Genomic DNA, 24,239 nt, shown 5'->3' on the forward strand with positions numbered 1-24,239 from the left:
GCCCCGTCGCACGTGAACGTTCACAGGAGGTTTGCGCCATGCGGCCGACCGCGGACAGCGCACCGGACCTGCCGCAGCTGCTGCGCGCCGGGCCCTTCCACCTCGCGCTGCGCGCCGCCCTCACCGCCCGCGGACTGCCCCTGCACCGGGTGCAGCACCGGCTCGCGGCCCGGGGCATCAAGCTCGGGGTGACCAGCCTCAGTTACTGGCAGCAGGGCGCCCGCAGGCCGCGCCGCGCCGAGTCCCTGAAGGCCGTACGGGCCCTGGAGGAGATCCTGGAGCTCCCGGAGGGAACCCTGTTACGGCTGCTGGCCACGCCGGACGGAGGTCCGGAGGAAACGATTCGCCCGCCGACCCGCTCCTACCGGTCCCTGGTCAGCGTGGGCGCTGCGGTGGAGGAACTGCTGGCCGGGATGGAGCTGCCCTCCGACGGCGGCCTGCACACGGTGGGCCACCACGAGCGGGTGCGGGTGGGACCCGGCGGCGAGCTGCTGGGCCGCGAGTCGCAGCACGTCGTACGGGCCCACCGCGACGGGGTCGACCGCTACCTCGCCGTCCACCACGGCGACCCGGGGTGCGACCCGGCGCGGATCCGGGTCCGGGCCGAGGAGAACTGCCGTACCGGCCGGGTCCGGTGGCACCGGAAGGCCGAGGTGGTGGTCGCCGAGCTGCTCTTCGACGCCCGGCTGCGCGCGGGCGACACGTACGTCTTCGGCTACGGCTTCGAGGACGGCACGGGCGGCCGCTGCACCGAGTACGTACGGGGGTTCAGCTACACCGGCGGGCAGTACGTGCTCCAGGTCCGCTTCGACGAGGCGGCCCTGCCGGTGCGCTGCCGGCGCTTCACCCGGAGCGGCCCGGGCGCGCCGCGCACCGGCCTGGCGGACCTGACCCCGAGCGGGCGGCACCGGGCGGTGCACCTGGTGGAGGAGGGGATCCGGCGCGGGATCCTCGGGATCGCCTGGGACTGGGATTAGCCGGTCCGGGGGCCGGGGCCGGGCCGAGGCCGGGACCCGCACGGGACCGGGGCCGGGACGGGACCGAGGCCGGCACGGGACCGGGGCCGGGACGGGACCGAGGCCGGCACGGGACCGAGGCCGGCACGGGACCGGGGCCGGGACCCGCACGGGACCGAGGCCGGGACCCGCACGGGACCGGGAACCAGCACGGGGATCTGCACGGGACCGGGGCCGGGACCGGCACGGGGACGGGACCGGCACGGGACCGGGAACCAGCACGGGGACCTGCACGGGACCGGGGCCGGGACCGGCACGGGGACGGACCGGCACGGGGACGGACCGGCACGGGGACGGACCGGGACCGGGACGGACCGGGCGACGGGGGCGGGACGGCCCGGGCGACGGGGGCGGGACGGCCCGGGCGACGGGGGCCGGACCGCGGGGCGCCGGATCGCGGGGGTCAGCCCGCGATGAGCTTGCCGCCCTCCGCCCGCACCGGCACGGCCGGCAGCGGCTCGCTCGCCGGGCCGCGCAGCACCTTGCCGGTCGTCACGTCGAAGCGGCTGCCGTGGCAGGGGCAGTTCCCCTCACCCTCGACGATCTTGTCGAGCACGCAGCCGGCATGCGTGCACTGCGCGCTGAACGCCTTGTACTCGCCCTCCGCCGGGCAGCTGACGACGACCTTCCGCTCCCGGAACAGCTTCGCGCCGCCGACCGGCACATCGGCCGCGGCACCCAGCTCCACCGGCTCCGCCGGAACCGCCGGGCCGCCCGAGCCGCTGTTGCTCTCGGTGGAGCAGGCCGCCAGGCCGAGGCCCGCACCTGCGGCACCTGCGAGGGCGGCCGCGCCCTTGAGGACGGTTCTGCGGGCGGCGGACTGCGACGCGGGCATGGAGGTCTCCTGGATTCGTGCACGTGGGCCGGTCCACCCGACGATACCGCCGCCCGATGGGATAACTTCCCCCGCGTGATCGTCGTCGGTGGAGAAGCCCTGATCGACCTGGTGCCCGTCGCGGAACCGCCGGGCGCGCTGCTGCCCCGGCCGGGCGGCGGACCGTACAACACCGCGCTGGCGCTGGGCCGGCTCGGGGCGGAGGTCGCCTTCTGCTCCCGGGTTTCGGCGGACGGCTTCGGCGCCTCGCTGCTGGCCGGGCTGCGGGCCGCCGGGGTGGACCTCTCGCTGGTCCAGCGCGGGCCGGAGCCGACCACGCTCGCCGTGCCCTCACTGGCCCCGGACGGCTCCGCGGCGTACGGCTTCTACACCGAGGGCACCGCCGACCGGCTCTTCACCCTGCCGCCCGCGCTGCCGCCCGGCGTACGGGCCCTCGCGCTCGGCACGTGCTCGCTGGTGCTGGAGCCGGGCGCGAGCGCCTACGAGGCCCTGCTGCGCCGGGAGTCGGAGCGCGGGGTGCTGACCCTGCTGGACCCCAACATCCGCCCGGCGCTGATCGCGGACCCGGCGGCCTACCGGGACCGCTTCCTGGGCTGGCTCCCGTACGTCTCGGTCCTCAAGCTCTCGGAGGAGGACGCGCTCTGGCTGGGCGGCCGGCTCTCCGACTGGCTGGCGGCGGGCCCGTCCGCGGTGGTGCTCACCCGGGGCGCGGCGGGGCTGACGGTGCGGACGCGGGAGGGCGCGGAGCACTCCGTACCCGCGGTGCGGGTGGCCGTGGCCGACACGATCGGCGCGGGCGACACGGTCAACGCGGCCCTGCTGCACCGGCTCGCCGGGCGGCCGGGGCCGGTGGACTGGCCGGAGGTGCTGTCCTACGCCGCCCGCGCGGCCGCGGTGACCTGTACGCGTGCGGGCGCGGAGCCCCCGTACGCGGCGGAGCTCTGACGGCTCAGCGCAACGCCGCCCAGAGGGTCCGGGCCACGGCCGGGGCGAACTCCTCGACCGGCTGGACCACGTCGGGGCCGGAGAAGTGCAGGAAGAACGCCCGCTGGAAGCAGGCCCCGAGGAGCAGCGCGGCGGCGGCGAGCGGATCGGCGTCGGCGCGCAGCCTCCCGCGGGCCTGCTCGCGCCGCAGCTTCCCGGCCAGGGCCTCCAGGACCACGTGCGGCCCGGTGCCGATCTGCTGGACGCCCTCGCGGTGGCGGGTGAGCAGGGCGGGCTCGGCGAAGAGCGAGGCGGCCATCGGCATGGCGTCGGCGTAGAAGAGCGAGGCGTGCCGGGCGATCCCGGTCAGCGTCTCCTCGACGCCGCCCTCCTCCGCGTCCCCGCCCTCCTCCGCGTCCCCGTGCTCCCCGCGCTCCCCGGCCAGGGCGGACATCAGCGGGCCGGCGTTGGGGGTGCGCTCCATCAGCACGCGCACGAACAGCTCCTCCTTGTTCGCGAAGTGCTTGTAGAGCGCGGCCTCCGAGCAGCCGGCCTCGCGCGCGATGGCCTTGGTGGTCGCGTTGGCCAGTCCACTGGTGCGCATCAGGTGCTCGGCGGCGTCCAGCAGGCGCTCGGGGGTGGGACGGCTTGACTTTGGGGTGAGCATTCACTCACCCTAGCGTAAGCAGGGGTGAGTGAATGCTCACCCACCCACGGGTTCGGGAGCCAGGAATGAAACTCACGGTGTTCGGAGCCACGGGCGGGGTCGGCCACGAGGTCGTCCGCCAGGCGCTCGCGGCGGGCCACGAGGTGACGGCGGTCGTCCGCGACCCGGCCCGGCTGGACGTACCCGCGCACGACCGGCTCCAGGTGGCGGTGGTGCGGGACCTGACCGACGAAGAGGCCCTGCTCCCGGTCCTGGCCGGGCGGGAGGCGGTGGTCTCGGCCCTCGGCGCCGCGAACAACAAGCAGGCCCGGCTCACCCCGGTCGCGGGCCCGGCCCTGCGGTCGATCCTCTCGGCTATGGACCGGGCGGGGGTGCGGAGGCTGTCGGCGGTCAGCGCCGCCCCGCTGGGGCCGCAGACCCCCGGGGACGGCGCGCTGACCCGGGTGGTGGTCTACCCGATCCTGCGGCGGGCCCTGCGGGACCTGTACGCGGACCTCGCGGTCATGGAGGCGGCCATCAGCGCGAGCAGCGCCGAGTGGACGGTGATCCGCCCGCCGCGCCTGCTGAACCGGCCCCGTACGGGCGCCTACCGCCGCGCCGTCGACGGCAATGTCCCGGGCGGCAAGGTCATCGCCCGCGCGGACGTCGCGGACGCCCTGCTGACGACCCTGACCGACGCCGCCACGGCCGGCCACGCGATCGGCGTCGCCGCCTGACCCCGGCCCGCGCCCCGCGGCCGAACCCCGGCCGCGGAAACCGGCGGGCGCGCCGCCCGCACCCCGACCACCCCCGGCGGGGCAGACCCCAGCGCCACGCCCGGGTGCACGGGGCGGACCCCAGCGCCCCACCCGGATCCGCAGGACAGACCCCTGCGCCCCGCCCAGGTGCGCGGGGCAGACCCCGGTCCCACACCCAGATCCGCAGGACAGACACCCCGGCGCTCCACCCAGGCGCGCAGGCGGGCAGACCCCTGCTCCACGCCCAAGTGCGCAGGCGCGGACCCTGGCGCCACACCCAGGTGCGCGGGGCAGACCCCGGCCCACACCCGGATCCGCAGGACAGACACCCCGGCGCGGCACCCAGGCGCGCCCGGCGCCGCCCGGGTCCGCAGGGACCAGGCTCCGCCGGGCAGACAGCGGCGCCGCCCGGGTGCGGCGAGGGGCCCCGGCCATCGGCCGGGGCCCCTCGTCTCGTCCGTCCCGCTCAGCGCAGCGACTACGCCTTGCGGGCCCGCGTCGTCTTCTTCGCCGGAGCCGCCGTCTTCTTGGCGGCCGCCGCCTTCTTCGCCGGGGCGGCCTTCTTCGCGGCCGCCGCCTTCTTCCTCGGCGCGGGCACCGAAGCCGACCCGGCGTCGGAGACCCGGTCCGCCCCCAGGATGTCCCTCAGGAACTTGCCCGTGTGGCTCGCCCCGACCGAGGCCACCTGCTCCGGGGTGCCCTCGGCCACCACGAGGCCGCCGCCGTAACCGCCTTCGGGACCCATGTCGATGACCCAGTCCGCGGTCTTGATGACGTCGAGGTTGTGCTCGATGACGATCACCGAGTTGCCCTTGTCCACGAGCCCCGACAGGACCTTGATCAGCTTCGAGATGTCCTCGAAGTGCAGACCCGTCGTCGGCTCGTCCAGTACGTACACCGTCCGGCCCGTCGAGCGCTTCTGCAGCTCGGAGGCCAGCTTCACGCGCTGCGCCTCACCGCCCGACAGGGTCGGCGCGGACTGGCCGAGCCGGACGTATCCCAGCCCCACCTCGTTCAGCGTCCGCAGGTGCCGCGCGATGGTCGGCACCGCCTCGAAGAAGTCCAGCGCCTCCTCGATCGGCATGTTCAGGACCTCGGCGATGGACTTGCCCTTGTAGTGGACCTCCAGCGTCTCCCGGTTGTACCGGTCGCCGTGGCACACCTCGCACGGGACGTACACGTCCGGCAGGAAGTTCATCTCGATCTTGATCGTGCCGTCGCCGGAGCAGTTCTCGCACCGGCCGCCCTTGACGTTGAAGGAGAAGCGGCCCGGCAGGTAGCCGCGCACCTTCGCCTCCATGGTCTCCGCGAAGAGCTTGCGCACGTGGTCGAAGACGCCCGTGTACGTGGCCGGGTTCGACCTCGGCGTCCTGCCGATCGGGGACTGGTCCACATGCACGACCTTGTCGACGAGGTCGTCCCCGTCCACCCGGGTGTGCCGGCCCGGCACGGACCGGGCGCCGTTGAGCTCGCGGGCCAGGTGGGTGTACAGGATGTCGTTGACCAGCGTGGACTTGCCGGAGCCGGACACGCCCGTGACCGCTGTGAGCACGCCCAGCGGGAAGGACACGTCGATGTCCCGCAGGTTGTTCTCCTTGGCGCCGTGGACGGTCAGCCTGCGCTCCCCGTTCACGGGACGGCGTACGTCCGGCAGCGGGATGGACCGCTTGCCCGACAGGTACTGCCCGGTCATCGACTCGGTGTTCTTCAGCAGGTCCTTGAGGGAACCGCTGTGCACCACCTTGCCGCCGTGCTCGCCGGCGCCCGGGCCGATGTCCACGACCCAGTCCGCCACCTTGATGGTGTCCTCGTCGTGCTCGACGACGATCAGGGTGTTGCCCATGTCCCGCAGCCGTACCAGCGTCTCGATGAGCCGGTGGTTGTCCCGCTGGTGCAGGCCGATGGACGGCTCGTCCAGGACGTACAGCACGCCCACCAGACCGGAGCCGATCTGGGTCGCCAGCCGGATGCGCTGGGCCTCGCCGCCCGACAGGGTGCCGGCGGCGCGGTTCAGCGAGAGGTAGTCCAGGCCGACGTCGACGAGGAAGCGCAGCCGCTCGTTGACCTCCTTCAGGACCCGCTCGGCGATCTTCTTGTCGCGGGCGTCGAGCCGCAGCCGGCCCAGGAAGTCCGCGCACTCGCTGATCGACATCGCGGCGACCTGGGCGATGGACCTGTCCATCACCGTCACCGCGAGCACGATCGGCTTGAGCCTGGTGCCCTCACAGGTCGGGCAGGGCACCTCGCGCATGTAGCCCTCGAAGCGCTCGCGGCTGGCGTCGCTCTCGGACTCGGAGTGCCGCCGCTTGACGAACGGCACGGCTCCCTCGAAGGCCGTGGTGTACGCCCGCTCGCGCCCGTACCGGTTGCGGTAGCGGACCTCGATCTGGGTCTTGTGGCCGTACAGCAGGGCCTTCTTCGCCCGCAGCGGCAGTCCGGCCCACGGGATGTCGGTCCGGAAGCCCAGCTCCCCGGCGAGCGCGCCGATCAGCCGCTGGAAGTAGTCCTTGGTGTGACCGAGGGACCACGGCGAGACCGCGCCCTCGTCCAGGGACTTCTCCTCGTCCGGGATGATCAGGTCCGGGTCCACCTCCATGCGGGTACCGATGCCGGTGCACTCGGGGCAGGCGCCGAAGGGGGAGTTGAAGGAGAAGGAGCGCGGCTCCAGCTCCTCGAAGGACAGGTCGTCGTACGGACAGTAGAGGTGCTCGGAGTACATCCGCTCACGCTCGGGGTCGTCCTCGGGGAGGTCGACGAAGTCCAGGATCACCATGCCGCCGGAGAGGCCCAGGGCCGTCTCCACGGAGTCGGTGAGCCGGCGCTTGGCACTGTCCTTCACGGTGAGGCGGTCGATGACCACCTCGATCGTGTGCTTCTCCTGCTTCTTGAGCGTGGGCGGCTCGGAGAGCTGGATCGTCTCCCCGTCCACCCGCGCGCGGCTGTAGCCCTTGGTCTGGAGGTCCGCGAAGAGGTCGACGAACTCGCCCTTGCGCTCGCGCACCAGCGGGGAGAGCACCTGGAAGCGGCTGCCCTCGGGCAGGGCGAGCACCTTGTCGACGATCGCCTGCGGAGACTGCCGCGAGATCGGCCGGCGGCACTCGGGGCAGTGCGGCTTGCCGATGCGGGCGAAGAGCAGGCGGAGGTAGTCGTAGACCTCGGTGATGGTGCCCACGGTCGAGCGCGGGTTGCGCGAGGTCGACTTCTGGTCGATCGAGACGGCCGGGGAGAGGCCCTCGATGAAGTCGACGTCGGGCTTGTCCATCTGCCCGAGGAACTGGCGGGCGTACGACGAGAGCGACTCGACGTAGCGGCGCTGGCCCTCGGCGAAGATCGTGTCGAAGGCCAGGGAGGACTTGCCCGACCCGGAGAGTCCGGTGAAGACGATGAGTGAGTCGCGGGGCAGGTCGAGCGAGACGTTCTTCAGGTTGTGCTCGCGAGCGCCACGAACGATGAGACGGTCGGTCACGCCGGTCCGCACCTTTCTTGAGAGAGCGGGGCACGGGGCCCCCGTCCCAGGGTATGGGGGGCGCCTCTGCGATGAGGTTGGTGAGTGGACTTCCGAGCGTATAGCACGCACATTCGATTTACGGCACTCGCGAGACCCGTTCACCCGATCGTGTGGGCGGACGCCGTGAGCACTAGGCTCGTGCCCATGACTGATCATGTGCACGACCTGCGATCTGTACGTGAAGCCACCGACCGACTGCTGACCGCGGTCGCGAAACTGGACAACGCCGCCCTCGCCGAGGAGTCACACCTTCCCGGCTGGACCCGGGGCCACATCCTGGCCCACGTCGCCCGCAACGCCGACGCCCTCGTGAACGTCCTCGAGGGCCGTCCCATGTACGAGAGCGCCACCGCCCGCGACTCGGACATCGAGCGTGATTCCGGTCGGCCCCTGGTGCAACAGCTCGAGGACGTCCGGAATTCCGCGGACGGCTTCCAGGCCGTGGGCGTCGCCCCGCAGGACTGGTCCCGCACCGTCGAACTGCGCAACGGCGTGACCGATCTCGCCTCGAACGTGCCGTTCCGCCGGCTCGTCGAGGTCGAGCTGCACCACGTCGACCTGAACATCGGCTACGGGCTCGCCGACCTGCCGGACGAGTTCGCCGGCCGGGAGATCGCCTTCCTCGCGGACCGCTGGGCCGGGCGCCCGGAGGTGCCGCCCACGGCCCTCGTGGCGGAGGACGGACGGACCTGGCGGACCGGCGCCGCCGGTGACCCGGCCGTCACCGTCTCCGGCCCGGCGGCCGGCCTGCTGGCCTGGCTGGCCGGCCGCACCGACAAGGGCGCCGCCCTGACCGCCACCGGCGGCCCTCTGCCCGCCCTTCCCCCGCTCTAGGCGCCGTCCGAGCTCTAGGATCAACTCATGACGTACAGCGGAGCGGTGAAGGTCGGCGGTCCGGCCGACGTGCATGAACTCTCGGACCTGATGATTTCCAAGGTCGCGGTGGGCTCGATGAACAACAACGCGTACCTGCTGCGCTGCCGGGCCACCGGCGAGCAGCTGCTGATCGACGCGGCCGCCGAGGCGGACACGCTGCTCAGCCTGATCGGCGACGACGGCATCGCGTCCGTGGTCACCACCCACCGGCACGGCGACCACTGGGGCGCGCTCGCCCCCGTGGTCGAGGCGACCGGCGCGCGGACCTACGCGGGTGCCTTCGACGCGGAGGGCATCCCCGTCGGCACGGACGTCCCGGTCCAGGACGGGGACACCATCCGGGTCGGCCGGGTCGAGCTGACCGCCCGCCACCTGGTCGGGCACACCCCCGGCTCGATCGCCCTCGTCTACGACGACCCGCACGGGCACCCGCACGTGTTCACCGGCGACTGCCTCTTCCCGGGCGGCGTCGGCAACACCTGGGGCGACCCGAAGGCCTTCGTGCAGCTGATCGACGACGTCCAGCACAAGCTCTTCGAGCAGCTGCCGGACGAGACCTGGGTCTACCCCGGGCACGGCAACGACACCACGATCGGCGCCGAGCGCCCGCACCTGGCCGAATGGCGCGAGCGCGGCTGGTAGCCGACGCCCATGGCCGGCCGCCTACAGCGGCCGGCCGGTCAACATCGCACAGGGGTGCACTCCTTCCGGTCGATGACGACCGAACGCACGTCCTGGAGGTGTGGGGTGGGGTAGTTGCTGCACCATGCAACAAGACCCCTCCCCCGCCCCGCCGGGTCCCTCGATGCTCCGGCTCGCCTCGGCCTCCCTCGCCGGCACCGCCATCGAGTTCTACGACTTCTTCGTCTACGGCACGGCCGCCGCCCTGGTGCTCGGCCCGCTGTTCTTCCCGTCTTTCTCCCCGCTCGCCGGGACCCTCGCCGCCTTCGGCACCTTCGGCATCGGCTTCCTGGCCCGCCCCCTCGGCTCGGCCGTCTTCGGCCACATCGGCGACCGGTACGGCCGCCGCCCGGTGCTGCTGGGCTCCCTGCTGCTCACCGGCCTCGCCACGGTGGCGGTCGGCTGCGTGCCCTCGTACGCCTCCATCGCCATCGCCGCGCCCCTGCTGCTGCTCCTGCTGCGCTTCCTCCAGGGCCTCGGGCTCGGCGGCGAATGGGGCGGCGCGGTGCTGCTGACCGCCGAGCACGCCCCCGAGCACCGGCGCGGGCTGTGGGCGAGCTTCCCGCAGGCCGGTCCGGCGGTGGGCTTCCTGCTGGCCAACGGCCTGATGCTGACCCTCTCCGCGTCGCTTTCCGAGGCGCAGTTCACCGGCTGGGGCTGGCGGGTGCCGTTCTGGGCGGCCGGGCTGCTGGCGCTGGCCGGGCTCTGGCTGCGGCGGTCGGTGGAGGAGACCCCGGAGTTCCGCGCGCTCGCCGAGACCGGCCGGCGGGCGGAGGCCCCGCTGGCCGAGGTGGTACGGGGCCACTGGCGGCTGCTCCTGCTGACCGGCGGGGCGCTCGCCGTCGGGTACGCGGTCTTCTACGCGGTCACCACCTGGTCCCTCGCGTACGCCACCGGGACGCTGAAGGTGGACCGTACGGTGATGCTGGCCTGCATCATGGCGGCGGTCGCGCTCAAGGGCCTGGCGACGCCGCTGATGGCGGTGCTCGGCGACCGCTGGGGCCGGCGTCCGCTGTGCCTGGCCGGCTGCACGGCGTGCGCGGTGTGGATGTTCCCCTTCGTGGCGCTGCTGCGCACGGCGGACCCGCTGCTGATGACCCTGGGCTGCGTCGTGGGGCTGCTGGGCATGGTGACGATGTTCGCGGTGGTGGGCGCGTACCTGCCCGAGCTGTACGCGCCGCGGATCCGCTGCACGGGGGCGGCGGTCGGCTACAACCTGGGCGGGGTGCTGGGCGGGGCGCTGACCCCGATCGCGGCGACTGCGCTGGCGGACGGCTCGGGGCCGCCGTGGGGGGTTGCCGTGTACCTGACCGCGATCGCCCTGGTCAGCCTGGGCTGCTTCGCGCTGCTGCCGGAGACTAACCCGATGGTCGTCCGGACGCGGGAGGCGAAGGCGGGTACGGGAGCGGGGGCGGCCGAAGCGGCCGCCCCCGCGTGAATCCGTACGCCTCGCTAGGCGTCGATGCTCTGCGAGTCGGCGGCGGCCTCGGCCGCCGCCTGCTTCTTGGAGGCGATCAGGCTGGTGATGGTGGTGATCACCAGGACGCCGCAGATGAAGCCCAGGGAGACCGGGATGGAGATCTGCGGGACGTTCAGCCCGGACTCGTGCAGGGCGTGCAGCACCAGCTTGACGCCGATGAAGCCGAGGATGACGGACAGGCCGTAGCTGAGGTGGACCAGCTTCTTGAGCAGGCCGCCGATGAGGAAGTACAGCTGGCGCAGGCCCATCAGGGCGAAGGCGTTGGCGGTGAAGACGATGTACGGGTCCTGGGTGAGGCCGAAGATCGCGGGGATCGAGTCCAGGGCGAACAGCACGTCGGTGGTGCCGATGGCGAGCATGACGACCATCAGCGGCGTCATGATGCGCTTGCCGTTGCTCCGGATGAAGAGCTTGGTGCCGTGGTACCTGTCGGCGACGCCGAACTTCTTCTCGATGGACTTGAGGAGACGGTTCTCCTCGAACTCCTCGTCCTCCTCGTCCTTGCGGGCTTCCTGGATCAGCTTCCACGCGGTGTAGATCAGGAACGCGCCGAAGATGTAGAAGACCCACGCGAAGGTGGTGATGATCGCGGCGCCCGCGGCGATGAAGATGGCGCGGAGCACCAGGGCGATCAGTACGCCGACCAGCAGTACGCGCTGCTGGAGGTGGGAGGGCACCGAGAACTTCGCCATGATCAGGACGAAGACGAAGAGGTTGTCCACGCTCAGCGACTTCTCGGTGATGAAGCCGGCGAAGAACTCCTGGGAGGCCTGGCCGTTGCCGGAGAACAGCAGGCCGAGGCCGAAGAGTCCGGCGAGGACGATCCAGACGACCGACCAGATGCCGGCTTCCTTCATGGAAACGTCATGGGGTTTGCGGCCGATGAGGAAATCGGCGCCGATGAGGATGCTCAGACCGAGAATGGTCAGCACCCAGAGGTTCAACGAAACGTCCATTGTCTACACGCCTCCGGCGGATGGCTCAGCACTTCGTCAGCGTCATCGCTGCCGGAGGTCTCTTCCACCCGGGGGGCCTGGAGGCCGCGGGCCGACGCCCCGGGACCGATCGCAGTCCGTATTGACGGGAACGCCGCAGCAAGGAATGCAGGAATACTCCCCTCCGCGTGCACCAGGGTACCCGCGAGAGCGGTAAAAGGTAAAGGGAGTCCCAAGAGGCGGTCAGGGGCGGGTCAGCTCCCGGTCATGAACCGGTCTGCGGCCCGCCCCTCCCGGGTCACGGGCGGGCGCCGCGCCGGGCCTGCGCTATCCGGTCGAGTGCCTGGTCGAGGACCCGGCTGCCCTGAGGGGGGAGATCCGGCACGAAGGTCCAGGCGTGATGGACCCAGGGGTCGGCGAGGTGGTTGTCCGGTACCGGCGACAGCCGCATCAGCGAGCGCCACAGGGGGTCCAGCAGCGGCCCGTACGCGGAGGCCTCGTCACGGTCGGCGACCATCAGCAGGTGCACGCCGACCGCCGGGCCCTCGTCGGCGAGGTAGCGCAACCGGGTGACGGAGCGGTCGTCGAAGCCGTGCGGGAAGTCGTGGACGATCAGCAGCTGGTCGGCGGTGTCCACGTCCGGCGGCAGGTCCTCCGGGGCCCCTGCGCGCACGGCCATCTGTACGAGGTCCACCCGCCGGGTCAGCCGGGCCAGGGTCTCGGTGACCCCGGAGGCCCCGGCGGCGGGCGGCGCGGCCAGCACCCCGGACCGGACGAGCGGGGCCAGCGAGGCGGCGCCCGCTCCGGCCGCGTCGACGACGTGGACGGAGAGCCGGTGGGCCGGGTGGACCGCGAGCAGCCGGACGGCGTGGGCGACGGCCATGTCCATGGCGGCCCGGCGCAGCCGGTCGGTGTCCATGGTCATGGCGGCCTCGGAGCCGGTGCGGCCGTTGTCGATCCACAGGCCGCGCTCCAGCGGGACCCGCATCAGCATCGGGATCCGCAGGTCGGGCCGCTCGGGCAGGGACAGGTCGCCCAGGCGCAGCGCCAGCGGGTTCTCCTCGGGCGTGCCGGCGGCGTGCCAGACGGGGTTGTCCCAGCGGGCGTACGCGGCCGGCAGCGCGGGCTCGACCACCTCGGACTCGGCGACCAGCTGGGCGAGGTCCCGGTCGAGGACGGCCTGGGCCTGGGCCACGAGCTCCTCGCGGCGGGCCCGGGCGGTGTCACGGGCGCTGTTGCCGGAGCCGCCGAGGCGGTGGCGCGGGTCGGACAGGGCCTCGTCGAGCTCGCGGTCCATCCGGGAGTCGGCGAACTCGACGGCGCCGCGGTAGGCGGCGACCGTGCGGGCCAGGTCCTCGAACATGCCCCAGACCTGGTTGTAGAGGCGCTCGTCCATGGACCAGCCGCTGGCGTCCCCGGCGACGGGGCGCGGGGCCTGGCCCGGCTGCGGCGGTGCGGCCTGCGGCGCGGGCTCGGGCGGCTCGGTGCTGGTCCGGCGGCGCCGCGGGTGGGCGTAGTCGATGGTCGGCGGGCCACCGGCGGTTCCCCCGGAGCCGGCACCGGCGCCGGTGCCGGGCGTGCCCGCGTACGGGGCGCCGGAGACGGGGATCTGCTCCGGCGGCTCGGGGGCCTGCGGAGCGGGGCCGGGGCCTGCGGGCGCCGCGTCCAGCGGGCCCCGCAGGCCGCGCGGGAGGGTGGGGGCGGCCCCGGTCGGCATCGCGGCGAGGGTGATGTCCCCAGGGGCCACGAGTCCGGTGGCCGCGGCGGCGAGCTCGGCGGCGGCCGGCCCGGACAGCCCGGAGTCGGCCAGCAGGGCGCCCAGCCCGTCGGCGTAGCCCTGGCCGACGGCCCGGACCTTCCAGGCGCCCTGGCGCCGGTACAGCTCCAGGGCCACCACGGCGGTCTCGGACTCCAGCCCCGTCACGGTGTACCCGGCGAGCTCCGCCCCGCCCGGGTCGGCCACGGCCACGTACGAGGCCGGGACGGCACCGAAGCGCGCCGGGCCGCCGGGCGGCAGCACGAGCACGACCCGGATCCGCTGCACGGCTTCCCCGACGGCGTCGAGGTCGACCGCGAAGCGGTGCTGCCCGGCGACCGCCCCCGGCACCTCCAGGCCCGGCAGTGCCCGGGCACCGGGGTGGGCCAGCGCCTGGGGACCGGACAGCCGGCCCTCGTCGTCGCCGGCCGAGGCCAGGGCCAGTACCGGCGTTCCCGCCGAGACCCTGATCTCCACCTGGCTCTTGGACAGGGGGTGGTTCTGCCCCCGGACCAGTTCGGCCGTCATCGTGCAGCCCTCCCCCGTGCCCTGTTCCGCGCTTCTCGTGCGCTTCTTCTGCTGTTGTGGTGCGGTGTTTCCTACAGGTGCGGCAGGATCGCCGGCATCAGGTCCTGGAAGGTCCGGCCGTTGGCCGGGTTCCCGAGGGCCGTCATCTGCCAGCCGCCGCCCACGCGGGACACCTTCGCCATGATCTGCGCGGTGTACGCGCCGCCGCCGTCGAGGGTGTAGCGGGCCAGTTCCTGGCCGTTGGTCTCGTCGACGATGCGGCAGAAGGCGTTCTGCACCTCCTGGAAGGTCTGCCCGGTGAAGGAGTTCACCGTGAAGACGATCTGGTCGATGTGCACCGGCACGCGCTGGAGGTCGACGAGGATCGCCTCGTCGTCCCCGCCCTGGCCGACACCGCCGACGAGGTTGTCGCCGGTGTGCCGGACCGAGCCGTCGTCGCTCTGCAGGTGCCGGAAGAACACGACGTCCACCGGCTGCTTGTCGGCGAACAGTACCGCCGACGCGTCCAGGTCGATCTCCCGGGTCCGCGACCCGAACAGTCCCCGGCGCTTCGCCGCCTGCCAGCCGAGGCCCATCCGGACCGCCGTGAGCGTGCCCCCGTCCGCCTTCTGCAGACTGATGGCCTGACCCTTGGTCATGTTGACCGTCACGCGATGTCCCCTCTCCGTGTCCCGCCCCAATAGCGAGCGCGCAGCGTGTACCTGCGGCTGGGGCCCAACCCTACTGACAGCCCCGACCTCAGGCGAGGCCCGCTTCCCTCATCTGCCGAAGCTCCTTCTTCAGCTCGCTCACCTCGTCGCGGAGCCGGGCCGCGACCTCGAACTGGAGCTCCGCCGCCGCACCCCGCATCCGTTCGGTCATCTGCTCGATCAGCGCGGCGAGTTCGGCGGCGGGACGGTCGGTCGCCACGGCGGCGGCCTTGGCCCCCTTCGCACCCTTTCCGCCCGCCTTGGCCCGGTCCGCCTTGCCGCTCAGCGCGGGCACCGGGGCCTTGGCCCCCTTGCCCTCCTTGGGCTGGCGGTACCCGGTCCCCAGCAGCTCCTCGGTGTCGAGCTCCTCGCGGGCGATGGTGGCGACGATGTCGTTGATCTTCTTGCGCAGCGGCTGCGGGTCGATCCCGTTGGCGGTGTTGTACGCGATCTGCTTCTCGCGGCGGCGGTTGGTCTCGTCGATGGCCTTCTCCATCGCCGGGGTCATCTTGTCCGCGTACATGTGGACCTGGCCGGAGACGTTGCGCGCCGCGCGGCCGATGGTCTGGATCAGGGAGGTCCCGGAGCGCAGGAAGCCCTCCTTGTCCGCGTCGAGGATGGCCACCAGCGACACCTCGGGCAGGTCGAGGCCCTCGCGCAGCAGGTTGATGCCGACGAGGACGTCGTACTCGCCCGCCCGGAGCTCGCGCAGCAGCTCGATGCGGCGCAGGGTGTCCACGTCGCTGTGCAGGTAGCGGACCTGGATGCCGAGCTCCAGGAAGTAGTCCGTGAGGTCCTCGGACATCTTCTTGGTGAGGGTGGTGACCAGGATCCGCTCGTCCTTCTCCACCCGCTGCCGGATCTCGTGGACCAGGTCGTCGATCTGCCCCTCGGTGGGCTTGACCACGACCTCGGGGTCGATGAGGCCGGTGGGGCGGATGATCTGCTCGACGAAGCCGTCGCCGCGGGAGAGCTCGTACTTGCCGGGGGTGGCCGACAGGTAGACGGTCTGGCCGATCCGCTCCTGGAATTCCTCCCACTTCAGCGGCCGGTTGTCGAGCGCCGACGGCAGCCGGAAGCCGTGGTCGACCAGGGTCCGCTTGCGGGAGGCGTCGCCCTCGTACATCGCGCCGATCTGCGGCACCGTGACGTGCGACTCGTCGATGACGAGCAGGAAGTCCTCGGGGAAGTAGTCGATGAGGGTGTTCGGCGCGGAGCCGCGCTCGCGGTCGTCCATGTGCAGCGAGTAGTTCTCGATGCCCGAGCACGACCCGATCTGGCGCATCATCTCCAGGTCGTAGGTGGTGCGCATGCGCAGCCGCTGCGCCTCCAGCATCTTGCCCTGCTTCTCCAGCTCGGCGAGGCGCTCGGCCAGCTCCGCCTCGATCCCGCGGACCGCCTTCTCCATGCGCTCGGGGCCGGCGACGTAGTGGCTGGCGGGGAAGACGTACAGCTCGCGGTCCTCGCTGATGACCTCGCCGGTCAGCGGGTGCAGGGTCGACAGGGCCTCGATCTCGTCGCCGAACATCTCGATCCGGACGGCCAGTTCCTCGTAGACCGGGAAGATCTCGATGGTGTCGCCGCGCACCCGGAAGGTGCCCCGGGTGAAGGCGACGTCGTTGCGCGTGTACTGGATGTCGACGAAGCGGCGCAGCAGCTGGTCCCGGTCCGTCTCCTCCCCCACCTTGAGGGAGACCATCCGGTCGACGTACTCCTGCGGGGTGCCGAGGCCGTAGATGCAGGACACGGAGGCGACGACGATGACGTCGCGCCGGGTCAGCAGCGAGTTGGTCGCGGAGTGGCGCAGCCGCTCCACCTCCTCGTTGATCGAGGAGTCCTTCTCGATGTAGGTGTCCGACTGCGGTACGTAGGCCTCGGGCTGGTAGTAGTCGTAGTACGAGACGAAGTATTCGACGGCGTTGTTCGGCAGGAGCTCGCGGAACTCGTTCGCCAGCTGGGCGGCGAGGGTCTTGTTCGGCGCCATCACCAGGGTCGGGCGCTGGAGCTTCTCGATCATCCAGGCGGTGGTCGCCGACTTGCCGGTGCCGGTCGCACCCAGCAGTACGACATCCTTCTCACCTGCACGGATGCGCTTCTCCAGCTCGGCGATGGCCGCCGGCTGGTCGCCGCTGGGCTGGTAGGGGCTGACGACCTCGAAAGGCGCCACCGTGCGTTCGATCTTCGATACGGGCCGCATGAGTCAACCGTACGACCCCCCACTGACACTCACGTCCCGCACCGGCTCCCGGCGGTCCGGCGGGTCTGCGCGGTTCTGGTCCGTTTGTCGTAGTTCAGTGGCGGCCCGGTGATCTTCAACCCCATGATCGCCGTGAAACAGATCTCCGTGAAGTGCATCGCCGCAGTGCATCGCCGCAACGTCTGCCGCTCCGCGTCCGTTTGACGCAGGAGCAGGGCTCACGACCCGAGGAGAACGCCCATGTACGTCGTCCGACCCGCCGCAGCGGCAGCCGCCGCCTTCCTGGGCCTCACCCTGACCGTCCTGGGGGCGGCGGCCTCGTCCGCCGCCCCCGGTCCCGCCGCGGGGTCCGGCCGGGCCGGGTCCGCCCCCGTGGTCTACGCCCACCGGGGGGCTTCGGCGTACGCCCCGGAGAACACCCTGGAGTCGATCGACCTCGCCATGCACATGGGCGTCGACTGGGTCGAGAACGACGTCCAGCGCACCAAGGACGGCGTGCTCGTCGTGGTCCACGACGACACGCTGGCCCGCACCACCGATGTCGAGCAGGTCTTCCCCGACCGCAAGCCCTGGCGGGTCAAGGACTTCACGGCGGCCGAGATCGCCCGGCTGGACGCGGGCAGCTGGTTCGGCGAGGAGTACGCGGGCGCCCGCGTGCCGACCCTGCGGGACTACATGAACCGGGTCCAGCGCAACCAGCAGAAGCTGCTGCTGGAGATCAAGAAGCCGGAGCTCTACCCCGGAATCGAGCGGCAGACCCTGGACCTGCTCAACGCCACCGGCTGGCTCGACACGAGCCACGTGACGCGCCGCCTGGTGGTGCAGAGCTTCAGCGCCGACTCCATCCGGATCGTGCACAGCCTGCGTCCGGACCTCCTGACGGCGTTCCTGGGCACCCCGACCGTGGCCGAGCTGCCGGCCTACGCCGCCTTCACCGACCGGATCAACCCGTGGCACACCACCATCTCGTCCGACTGGGTGGCCGCGGTGCACGGCCTGCGCGGCGCCCACGGCACGCCCATGGAGGTGGACACCTGGATCGTGGACGACCCGGCGACGGCGCGGAAGGTCCAGGACATGGGCGTGGACGGGATCATCACCAACGCGCCCGACGTCGTGCGGTCCGCGGTGGGCTGGCTCTGAGCCGTCCGGCATCCGGGCCGGGGGTGCGCTCGTCGCCGTCGCCGTCGCCGCACTCGGCGGCGGCGGCTTGTCGGTAGGGGCGTTTGTCAGTGGGGGCGGCGTTTGCAGGTGGGGGCGGCGTTGCCGGCAGCGGCCGCGTTGTCTGTGGCGGCGTTGTCGGTGCCGGGTCGTACGGTGGACGGGTGGACAGCTCCGAGCGGCCCCGCGGGCCGCACCTCGAATGGACCGTCGTCGCCAGCGACATCGGCCCCCTCCTCCTGGCCGCGACCCCGGAGGGTCTGGTCCGGGTCGAGTTCCATGCCGGGCCGGACCGGGTCGAGCGGATGATCGGCTCGCTGATATCCCGGCTCGGCGCCGACGCCTGGCGGCCGGCACCGGGCCAGGAGGTCCTCCTCGCCGAGCCGATACGCCAGCTGTCCGCGTACTTCGCCGGTTCGCTGCGCCGCTTCGAGCTGCCGCTGGACTGGCGGCTGAGCTCCGGCTTCAACCGCCAGGTGCTGAGGGAACTGGACCGCTCCGTGCCGTACGGCGCCGTCGTCGGCTACGGGGAGCTGGCCGCCCGGGCCGGACAGCCGGGGGCGGCCCAGGCCGTGGGCAACGCCATGGGGTCGAATCCGCTGCCGCTGGTGGTGCCCTGCCACCGGGTCGTGGAGAACGACGGCGGGATCGGGGGCTTCGGCGGCGGAGTGGAGACCAAGCGGATGCTGCTCGCGCTGGAGGGCGTCCTTCCGCAGCCGCTGTTCTGACACGCGGCGGGCGCTACGGGCCCGGGGTGGCCCCGGCCGCCGCAAACCGGGTTCCGCCGCGCGGTAAGGGGTGGCACACTGCCGCGGTGACTACTGCCGCCGCCGCACCCGGCCCCACCGCGTCCGTAAGCACCCCCCGCCCTCGAAGGGGGTGTCCGGCGTGACGGCCGCTCCGGGTACGGAACGCCCCGCTCCCACGGTCACCCCGGAGGACCTCCCCGGGCTGCAGCGGCGGACGTCCGCGGTGCTGATCGCCAGCCAGATGCTGGGCGGCCTGGGCGTGCCCATCAGCATCGCCCTGGCCCCGGTACTGGCCACCGAGGTCAGCGGCACGGAGGCCATGTCGGGCTTCGCCTCCACCGCCGCGGTGATCGGCACCGCCCTCCTCTCGCTGCCGCTCGCCGCCCTGATGACCGCGCGGGGCCGCCGTCCCGGGCTGGTCCTGGCCTACGCGATCGGAGCGGCCGGCGCGGCCCTGGTCGTACTGGCCGCCACGATCAGGAACTTCCCGCTCCTGCTGCTGGGCATGGCCGCGTTCGGCGCCGCCTCCTCCGCCAACCTCCAGGCCCGGTTCGCCGCCGCCGACCTCGCGGCCCCCGACCGCCGGGCCCGGGCGATCTCGGTGGTCGTGTGGGCTTCCACCATCGGCGCGGTGCTCGGCCCGAACCTCTCCGCCCCGGCCAGCCACAGCTTCGCCGGGACCTCCATACCCGAGACGGCGGGCCCCTTCGTGTGGGCCGGCGCCGTCTTCGTCCTCACCGGCACGCTGATCGGCGTACTCCTGCGCCCGGACCCGCTGCTGACGGCCCGGGCGCTGGCCGGGCCCGCGGAGCAGAGCCGTGCGAGCCGCTCCCTGCGCGCCGGGTTCACCGCCGTCAGGGCCTCGCCGCGGGCCCGGCTCGCCCTGCTGGCCGTTGCGGTGTCGCACACCACCATGGTCTCGATCATGGTCATGACCCCGGTCGACCTGGGCCACCACGGCGCCGACCTGAAGCTCGTCGGCCTCGTGATCAGCGGTCACATCGCGGGCATGTTCGCCTTCTCCCCCGTCATGGGCTGGCTCGCCGACCGGATCGGCCGGCTCTCGGTGATCGGGCTGGCGGCCGGGCTGCTGTCGGTCGCCGCGCTGCTCGCCGGTACGGCCGGGCCGAGCCACGGGCAGTCCGCGCTCGGCCTGTTCCTGCTCGGTCTCGGCTGGTCGGCCGGGATGGTGTCCGGCTCGGCGCTGCTGACCGATTCGGTGCCGCAGCCCGCACGGGCCGCCGTACAGGGCCTGAGCGACCTCACGATGAACGCGGCCGCGGGCGTGGGCGGGGCCGCGGCCGGCCTGGTCATGTCCGAGGCGGGCTACGGCTGGCTCAACGCGATCGGCGCCGCCCTGCTGCTGCCGATGGCGGCCCTCGCCCTGTTCACGGCCCGCCGGCACCCCGTGCCGGCGAAGGCCGACGGCAGCCGGGGGGCTAGTAGCTGATGTGGTAGGCCTTGCGCAGCGTCTCGTGGACGGTCCAGGTGGTCCTGTCGCCCTCCCGGAGCACGCAGGCGGAGCCGGGGCCGACCTCCAGCACCGCGCCGCCCTCGACCTCGATCGTCGCGCGGCCGCTGACGACCACGAACAGCTCGTTGGCCTCGGTGTCCGTGACCACGCCCGGGGTGATCTGCCAGATCCCGCGGACCTGCGAGCCGTCCTCGGCCTCCCACAGCACCTTGCCGGTCACGACGGGGTGGCCGGAGACGATCTGGGCGGGGTCGAGTTCCTCCGCCTCCAGTTCGGCGTCCGGGACGTCCGTCACGGAGACGGCGAAGGAGGCGGGGGCTGCGCTGTGGTCACGGGTGCTCATGGCTCGTCAGCCTAATCCGGCCGTCCCGTCGGCCGGGGCGGCCAGAGCGTCCACTGCGGGCGCGCCGGACGAGGCACCCTGTCCAGCTTCGCGCCGCCGTACGCGCGGGGGCGGGAGCGGCAGCGGGGCTGCCCGGGCGCGGCATCCGCCGGGTTTCGGCCAGTGCGGCCGAGGCTGCTCCGGGGGCCTCGTGGCGGTGCGGCCGTGGCGCCCGAACGGCTCGGCGTGGACCGGGCGCGTCCCTGGGGGCGCGGTACTCGGACAGGTTCGCACGGGAGTCCCGGGAGCGCGTTTGGGGGCGCGAATCGCGTGCCATGGATGGGGACATGCCACAGCACAGAGCATCCGCATCCATGTCGTCCGCGCCCGGGGTACCCGTCCTGTCGGAGGAGGTGCGCGAGGCGCTGGCCGAGGGGAAGCCGGTCGTCGCGCTGGAGTCGACGATCATCGCGCACGGCCTGCCGCGTCCCCGGAATCTGGCGGTGGGCGCCGAACTGGAGGCACTGGTCAGGTCGGAAGGCGCCGTTCCGGCCACGGTCGCGGTGGTGGACGGGGTGGCGTACGCGGGCCTCGACAAGGGGCAGCTGGAACGGATCGCGGGCGGCGAGGGCGTACGCAAGCTCGGCCACCGGGATCTGGCGCCCGCCCTCGCGACGGGCGCGACCGGGGCGACGACGGTGTCCGCGACGGCTTTCCTGGCGGCGCGGGCGGGGCTGCGGGTCTTCGCGACGGGCGGGCTGGGAGGCGTGCACCGGGAGTTCGCCCAGACCCAGGACGAGTCGGCGGACCTGTCGCTGCTGGCGCGGACCCGGATCACGGTGGTGTGCGCGGGGGTGAAGTCGATCCTGGACGTACGGGCCACCCTGCAGCGGCTGGAGACCCTGGGGGTGGGGGTGCTCGGGTACGGGACGGACCGCTTCCCCGGGTTCTACCTGTCCAGTTCCGGGGAGCCGGTGGACTGGACCGTGCACCGGCCGGAGGAGGTGGCGGCGGTGATGGCGGCTCAGGACGCGCTCGGCGGGCCGGAGTCCGCGCTGCTGGTGGCCAATCCGGTGGCGGAGGCGGAGCAGCTGGATCCGGCGCTGCACGACCGGGTGCTGGCCGAGGCCCTCGAGGAGTGCCGGGAGCGGGGCATCACGGGACAGGCGGTGACCCCGTTCCTGCTGGGGTTCCTGGTACGGGCGACGGGCGGCGCTTCGCTGGAGGCCAACCTGGCGGCGGTACGGGGCAACGTGCGGCTCGGGGCCCGGATCGCGGCGGCCCGGGCGGCCCGGGCATGACCGGCTCGGGGGCTGCGGCGGCGGGCGGCTCCGCGCAGGGGCCGGGGGCGCTGCTGGTGGTCGGGGACGTGGTGACGGACGTGGTCGCGGTGCATGCGGAGCCGCTGGCTCCGGCCACCGACACGGCGGCCCGGATCCGCACCCTGCCCGGCGGGGCCGGCGGGAACACCGCCTGCTGGGCGGCGCACGCGGGCGCCGCGGAGGTACGCCTGCTCGCGCGGGTGGGTGCGGAATCGGCGCGGTGGCACGAGCGGGCGCTGGTCGACGCGGGGGTGCGGCCGAAGCTGGTGATCGACCGGGAGGTCCCGACGGGGACGGTGGTGGCGCTGGTCGGCAAGGACGCGGAGCGGACCTTCCTGACCGACAGCGGGGCCTCGCTGCGGCTGTGCCCGGCCGACTGGGCGCCGGCGCTGCTGGACGGTGCCGCGCATCTGCACCTGTCGGGGTACCTGTTCTTCGGCGACAGCAGCCGGGAGCTGGCGATGGTGGCGCTACGGGCGGCCCGCACCCGGGGGGTGCCGGTGAGTGTGGACCCGGCCTCGGCGGGGTTCCTGGCCGCGCTGGGGCCGGAGCGCTTCCTGGCGGCGGTGGCGGGGGCCTGCGTACTGCTGCCGAACGAGGACGAGGCGCGGCTGCTGGCCGGGCTCCCGGAGCCGGCCGGGGTGGCCCGGGCGGCGGTGGAGCTGAGCCGGCGGGTGCCGCTGGTGGTGGTCACCCGGGGTGCGGCCGGGGTGCTGATCGCCGAAGGGGGCCGGATCGCCGCCGAGGTGGATGCCGAATGCGCCGAGGCGCTGGACTCCACGGGGGCCGGGGACGCCTTCGCGGGCGGTTTCCTGGCGGCCCGGCTGGCGGGCGCGGAGCCGGCGGAGGCGGCCCGCGCGGGATGCCGGGTGGCCGCGGTGGCGGTCACCCGGCTGGGCGGACGTCCCTGACGGCCGCTACGGAGTGAACTCCTGGTCGAGCTTGTCGATCACGCCCTTGCCGTCGAGGTGGTAGCGGAACACCAGACCCTGGTCGGGGTGGGCGATGAGCCACTCGGTGAGCTCGTGGAGGGTGATCGGCTTGTTCTCCGTGCTCGTCACGATCGGGGTGACGGCCGTGATCTTGGCGGCGTCCGCGATCGGGATGAAGGTCTCCTTGCCGACCGTCTCGAAGGGGGCGCCGTCGGAGTCGGGCTTGGCGCAGCCCCAGTTGCCGTGCTTGACGATGAGGCTGTGGAAGCCGCCCTCGGGGGTGTAGCGGTTGACCGCGATCTCGTCCGGCGAGATCGGCATCTTGTGGTCGCAGGTGGGTGCCGGAGCGGGAGCCTTCGGCTTGCCGGCGGGGGTGGCGGTCGCGCCGGCGGCCGGCTTCGTGGACTTCGCGGGCGCCGGGGGCTTGGCGGCGCCGGCCGGGGCCGGGGAGGCGGCCGGGGTGGCTGGACTCGCGCCGGGGCTCGTACCGCCGGCGCCGCCGCTGCCGACGTCCTCGGTGCCGTTGCCGTTGCAGGCCGTGAGGGCCAGGGTCGCGCACAGGGCGAGGGCGGCGAGCGCCTGCCCCCGGTACCGTCTCGGTCCCTCGACCGTTGCGCCGCGTCCAGCCATTGCCGTCTCCCTCTGCCAAGGCTCGCCACCCGGTGGCGGCCGTCGAAGCGTGACGTCAACGTAGACCGCGGTCTTCGGCCAGGGCGATGGCCGGATCCGGTTCGTCACCGAGCGGGAATCGCGCTGTTGCCGATCCCGGACGTCCGTGACGGGGCGGATGCGGGGGGTGTCAGCCGGGGAGGCCCGTCCAGGCGGGATGGCGGGGGTCGTCGGCCCGGACCAGTACGTCGGCCTGCCCCGCCGGATCGGTCTCGGCCTCGTAGCGGGCGAAGGCGGGCAGGGTCCAGCGCGCGGACTCCTCGGTGCGGCGGGCGAGGGCCTGCGGGGAGAGCCGGACGTGGACGCTGAGGTCGAAGGGGAACCAGTGCCCCAGCAGCAGCGGGCCGTGCACGATCAGGGCGCCGCCCGGCGGGAGCTCGGTGTAGGGGCTGCGGGTGGCCCGGTCGGTCGCCGGGTCCCAGAGGTCGGGCAGCACCCGGCCGGTGCCGCCGGGGTCGGTCGGGCCGAAGACCTCGCGCCAGAGCGCGGCCGTGTCGTACCAGCCGCCGAGGTACGAGTCCACGTCCTCGCGCCCGAACTCGAAGCGGAGGGAGGCGGGCCGCAGGAACCCGTCGGCGGGGACCACCAGCACCGGCCGTCCGCGCTCGCGCAGCGCGTCGGCCAGCCGGCCCGCGAGCACGTCCGTTCCGGCGGCGGGCGCGCCGTCGATGCCCACCCGCTGCCAAGTCTCCCGGCCGGGACCCGTGTTCCGCTCTTCGAGGTGGCCGGCGAGCCGCTCGGCCATCCGCTGCCATGTGATCGCTTCCAGCTGCACGGGCCC

21 protein-coding genes are annotated in these 24,239 nt (G+C 73.2%); 11 read left to right on the forward strand and 10 right to left on the reverse strand.

The genetic code is table 11. From position 1 onward, the window contains the following. Positions 1-38: 38 nt before the first annotated feature. A complete protein-coding gene (locus ACZ4TG_RS30365) occupies positions 39-977 on the forward strand; it encodes a hypothetical protein (protein WP_468168667.1) in 939 nt (312 codons plus the stop codon). 442 nt (positions 978-1,419) lie between these two features. On the opposite strand, the gene ACZ4TG_RS30370 is transcribed toward ACZ4TG_RS30365, so the two are convergent. Then, entirely contained in the window at positions 1,420-1,851 is a 432-nt protein-coding gene (locus ACZ4TG_RS30370; RefSeq protein WP_468168670.1) for a Rieske (2Fe-2S) protein, read from the reverse strand. Between the two features lie 75 nt (positions 1,852-1,926). On the opposite strand from ACZ4TG_RS30370, the gene ACZ4TG_RS30375 reads away from it, so the two are divergent. Beyond that, positions 1,927-2,796 carry a carbohydrate kinase family protein gene (locus ACZ4TG_RS30375; protein ID WP_468168673.1) on the forward strand — a complete coding sequence of 290 codons (870 nt, stop codon included), beginning with the start codon at positions 1,927-1,929 and terminating at the stop codon, positions 2,794-2,796. A gap of 4 nt (positions 2,797-2,800) precedes the next feature. Here ACZ4TG_RS30375 and ACZ4TG_RS30380 read toward each other — a convergent pair whose 3' ends face one another. Next, the gene (locus tag ACZ4TG_RS30380) at positions 2,801-3,442 is read right to left on the reverse strand and encodes a TetR/AcrR family transcriptional regulator (protein WP_468168675.1); all 642 of its coding nucleotides are present in this window, start codon (positions 3,440-3,442) and stop codon (positions 2,801-2,803) included. 65 nt (positions 3,443-3,507) lie between these two features. Here ACZ4TG_RS30380 and ACZ4TG_RS30385 point away from each other — a divergent pair, with 65 nt between their 5' ends. After that, the gene (locus tag ACZ4TG_RS30385; RefSeq protein ID WP_468168678.1) at positions 3,508-4,158 is read left to right on the forward strand and encodes an NAD(P)-dependent oxidoreductase; all 651 of its coding nucleotides are present in this window, start codon (positions 3,508-3,510) and stop codon (positions 4,156-4,158) included. A 499-nt stretch (positions 4,159-4,657) separates the two neighbouring features. Here ACZ4TG_RS30385 and uvrA read toward each other — a convergent pair whose 3' ends face one another. After that, positions 4,658-7,645, reverse strand: coding sequence for an excinuclease ABC subunit UvrA (gene uvrA / locus ACZ4TG_RS30390; protein ID WP_468168681.1), 2,988 nt, complete (start codon positions 7,643-7,645; stop codon positions 4,658-4,660). A gap of 186 nt (positions 7,646-7,831) precedes the next feature. Between uvrA and ACZ4TG_RS30395 the strand changes: the two genes are divergently transcribed. The 3 genes from ACZ4TG_RS30395 to ACZ4TG_RS30405 all read left to right on the forward strand — a co-directional run bounded on the left by ACZ4TG_RS30395 (position 7,832) and on the right by ACZ4TG_RS30405 (position 10,682). Continuing rightward, positions 7,832-8,521 (forward strand): maleylpyruvate isomerase family mycothiol-dependent enzyme, encoded by a 690-nt coding sequence (locus tag ACZ4TG_RS30395; RefSeq protein WP_468168684.1) that lies wholly within the window; start codon positions 7,832-7,834, stop codon positions 8,519-8,521. Positions 8,522-8,548: 27 nt separating this feature from the next. Next, a complete protein-coding gene (locus ACZ4TG_RS30400; protein ID WP_468168687.1) occupies positions 8,549-9,205 on the forward strand; it encodes an MBL fold metallo-hydrolase in 657 nt (218 codons plus the stop codon). A gap of 163 nt (positions 9,206-9,368) precedes the next feature. Further along, positions 9,369-10,682, forward strand: a complete 1,314-nt coding sequence (locus ACZ4TG_RS30405) for an MFS transporter (protein ID WP_468168903.1) — start codon at positions 9,369-9,371, stop codon at positions 10,680-10,682. A gap of 14 nt (positions 10,683-10,696) precedes the next feature. Here ACZ4TG_RS30405 and ACZ4TG_RS30410 read toward each other — a convergent pair whose 3' ends face one another. From ACZ4TG_RS30410 to uvrB, 4 genes are all read right to left on the reverse strand, one after another. Then, complete coding sequence (locus ACZ4TG_RS30410) at positions 10,697-11,680, reverse strand: TerC/Alx family metal homeostasis membrane protein (RefSeq protein WP_468168690.1); 984 nt, start codon at positions 11,678-11,680, stop codon at positions 10,697-10,699. Between the two features lie 277 nt (positions 11,681-11,957). After that, on the reverse strand, positions 11,958-13,943 hold the full coding sequence (locus tag ACZ4TG_RS30415; RefSeq protein WP_468168694.1) for a TerD family protein: 1,986 nt from the start codon (positions 13,941-13,943) through the stop codon (positions 11,958-11,960). A gap of 71 nt (positions 13,944-14,014) precedes the next feature. Then, on the reverse strand, positions 14,015-14,593 hold the full coding sequence (locus ACZ4TG_RS30420; protein ID WP_366679759.1) for a TerD family protein: 579 nt from the start codon (positions 14,591-14,593) through the stop codon (positions 14,015-14,017). Positions 14,594-14,681: 88 nt separating this feature from the next. Further along, a complete protein-coding gene (uvrB, locus tag ACZ4TG_RS30425) occupies positions 14,682-16,829 on the reverse strand; it encodes an excinuclease ABC subunit UvrB (protein WP_468168697.1) in 2,148 nt (715 codons plus the stop codon). A gap of 240 nt (positions 16,830-17,069) precedes the next feature. Here uvrB and ACZ4TG_RS30430 point away from each other — a divergent pair, with 240 nt between their 5' ends. From ACZ4TG_RS30430 to ACZ4TG_RS30440, 3 genes are all read left to right on the forward strand, one after another. Continuing rightward, positions 17,070-17,972 (forward strand): glycerophosphodiester phosphodiesterase, encoded by a 903-nt coding sequence (locus tag ACZ4TG_RS30430; protein WP_468168702.1) that lies wholly within the window; start codon positions 17,070-17,072, stop codon positions 17,970-17,972. A gap of 182 nt (positions 17,973-18,154) precedes the next feature. Then, on the forward strand, positions 18,155-18,718 hold the full coding sequence (locus tag ACZ4TG_RS30435; protein ID WP_468168705.1) for a methylated-DNA--[protein]-cysteine S-methyltransferase: 564 nt from the start codon (positions 18,155-18,157) through the stop codon (positions 18,716-18,718). 160 nt (positions 18,719-18,878) lie between these two features. Continuing rightward, complete coding sequence (locus ACZ4TG_RS30440) at positions 18,879-20,189, forward strand: MFS transporter (RefSeq protein ID WP_468168707.1); 1,311 nt, start codon at positions 18,879-18,881, stop codon at positions 20,187-20,189. Here ACZ4TG_RS30440 and ACZ4TG_RS30445 read toward each other — a convergent pair. Then, positions 20,179-20,556 carry a cupin domain-containing protein gene (locus ACZ4TG_RS30445; RefSeq protein WP_468168710.1) on the reverse strand — a complete coding sequence of 126 codons (378 nt, stop codon included), beginning with the start codon at positions 20,554-20,556 and terminating at the stop codon, positions 20,179-20,181. The genes ACZ4TG_RS30440 and ACZ4TG_RS30445 overlap by 11 nt on opposite strands. Positions 20,557-20,909: 353 nt before the next feature. Between ACZ4TG_RS30445 and ACZ4TG_RS30450 the strand changes: the two genes are divergently transcribed. Together ACZ4TG_RS30450 and ACZ4TG_RS30455 are read left to right on the forward strand one after the other, a co-directional pair. Further along, positions 20,910-21,836 carry a pseudouridine-5'-phosphate glycosidase gene (locus ACZ4TG_RS30450; RefSeq protein ID WP_468168713.1) on the forward strand — a complete coding sequence of 309 codons (927 nt, stop codon included), beginning with the start codon at positions 20,910-20,912 and terminating at the stop codon, positions 21,834-21,836. Continuing rightward, entirely contained in the window at positions 21,833-22,768 is a 936-nt protein-coding gene (locus ACZ4TG_RS30455; protein WP_468168716.1) for a carbohydrate kinase family protein, read from the forward strand. The genes ACZ4TG_RS30450 and ACZ4TG_RS30455 overlap by 4 nt, the downstream gene beginning before the upstream one ends. A gap of 6 nt (positions 22,769-22,774) precedes the next feature. Here the strand turns inward: ACZ4TG_RS30455 and ACZ4TG_RS30460 are convergent, their stop codons facing one another. Beyond that, entirely contained in the window at positions 22,775-23,419 is a 645-nt protein-coding gene (locus ACZ4TG_RS30460; protein ID WP_468168719.1) for a hypothetical protein, read from the reverse strand. Between the two features lie 169 nt (positions 23,420-23,588). Next, a complete protein-coding gene (locus tag ACZ4TG_RS30465; RefSeq protein ID WP_468168721.1) occupies positions 23,589-24,233 on the reverse strand; it encodes a nucleoside/nucleotide kinase family protein in 645 nt (214 codons plus the stop codon). Between the last annotated feature and the right edge of the window lie 6 nt (positions 24,234-24,239).

Source organism: Streptomyces sp. NPDC028314 (genome assembly GCF_055565795.1).

Bases quoted from the DNA above. Each gene is read 5' to 3' on its own strand.
- ACZ4TG_RS30365 (WP_468168667.1), top strand. From the start codon at position 39: ATGCGGCCGACCGCGGACAGCGCACCGGACCTGCCGCAGCTGCTGCGC.
- ACZ4TG_RS30370 (WP_468168670.1), bottom strand. From the start codon at position 1,851: ATGCCCGCGTCGCAGTCCGCCGCCCGCAGAACCGTCCTCAAGGGCGCG.
- ACZ4TG_RS30380 (WP_468168675.1), bottom strand. From the start codon at position 3,442: ATGCTCACCCCAAAGTCAAGCCGTCCCACCCCCGAGCGCCTGCTGGAC.
- ACZ4TG_RS30385 (WP_468168678.1), top strand. From the start codon at position 3,508: ATGAAACTCACGGTGTTCGGAGCCACGGGCGGGGTCGGCCACGAGGTC.
- ACZ4TG_RS30395 (WP_468168684.1), top strand. From the start codon at position 7,832: ATGACTGATCATGTGCACGACCTGCGATCTGTACGTGAAGCCACCGAC.
- ACZ4TG_RS30400 (WP_468168687.1), top strand. From the start codon at position 8,549: ATGACGTACAGCGGAGCGGTGAAGGTCGGCGGTCCGGCCGACGTGCAT.
- ACZ4TG_RS30405 (WP_468168903.1), top strand. From the start codon at position 9,369: ATGCTCCGGCTCGCCTCGGCCTCCCTCGCCGGCACCGCCATCGAGTTC.
- ACZ4TG_RS30410 (WP_468168690.1), bottom strand. From the start codon at position 11,680: ATGGACGTTTCGTTGAACCTCTGGGTGCTGACCATTCTCGGTCTGAGC.
- ACZ4TG_RS30415 (WP_468168694.1), bottom strand. From the start codon at position 13,943: ATGACGGCCGAACTGGTCCGGGGGCAGAACCACCCCCTGTCCAAGAGC.
- uvrB (WP_468168697.1), bottom strand. From the start codon at position 16,829: ATGCGGCCCGTATCGAAGATCGAACGCACGGTGGCGCCTTTCGAGGTC.
- ACZ4TG_RS30430 (WP_468168702.1), top strand. From the start codon at position 17,070: ATGTACGTCGTCCGACCCGCCGCAGCGGCAGCCGCCGCCTTCCTGGGC.
- ACZ4TG_RS30445 (WP_468168710.1), bottom strand. From the start codon at position 20,556: ATGAGCACCCGTGACCACAGCGCAGCCCCCGCCTCCTTCGCCGTCTCC.
- ACZ4TG_RS30450 (WP_468168713.1), top strand. From the start codon at position 20,910: ATGTCGTCCGCGCCCGGGGTACCCGTCCTGTCGGAGGAGGTGCGCGAG.
- ACZ4TG_RS30455 (WP_468168716.1), top strand. From the start codon at position 21,833: ATGACCGGCTCGGGGGCTGCGGCGGCGGGCGGCTCCGCGCAGGGGCCG.
- ACZ4TG_RS30460 (WP_468168719.1), bottom strand. From the start codon at position 23,419: ATGGCTGGACGCGGCGCAACGGTCGAGGGACCGAGACGGTACCGGGGG.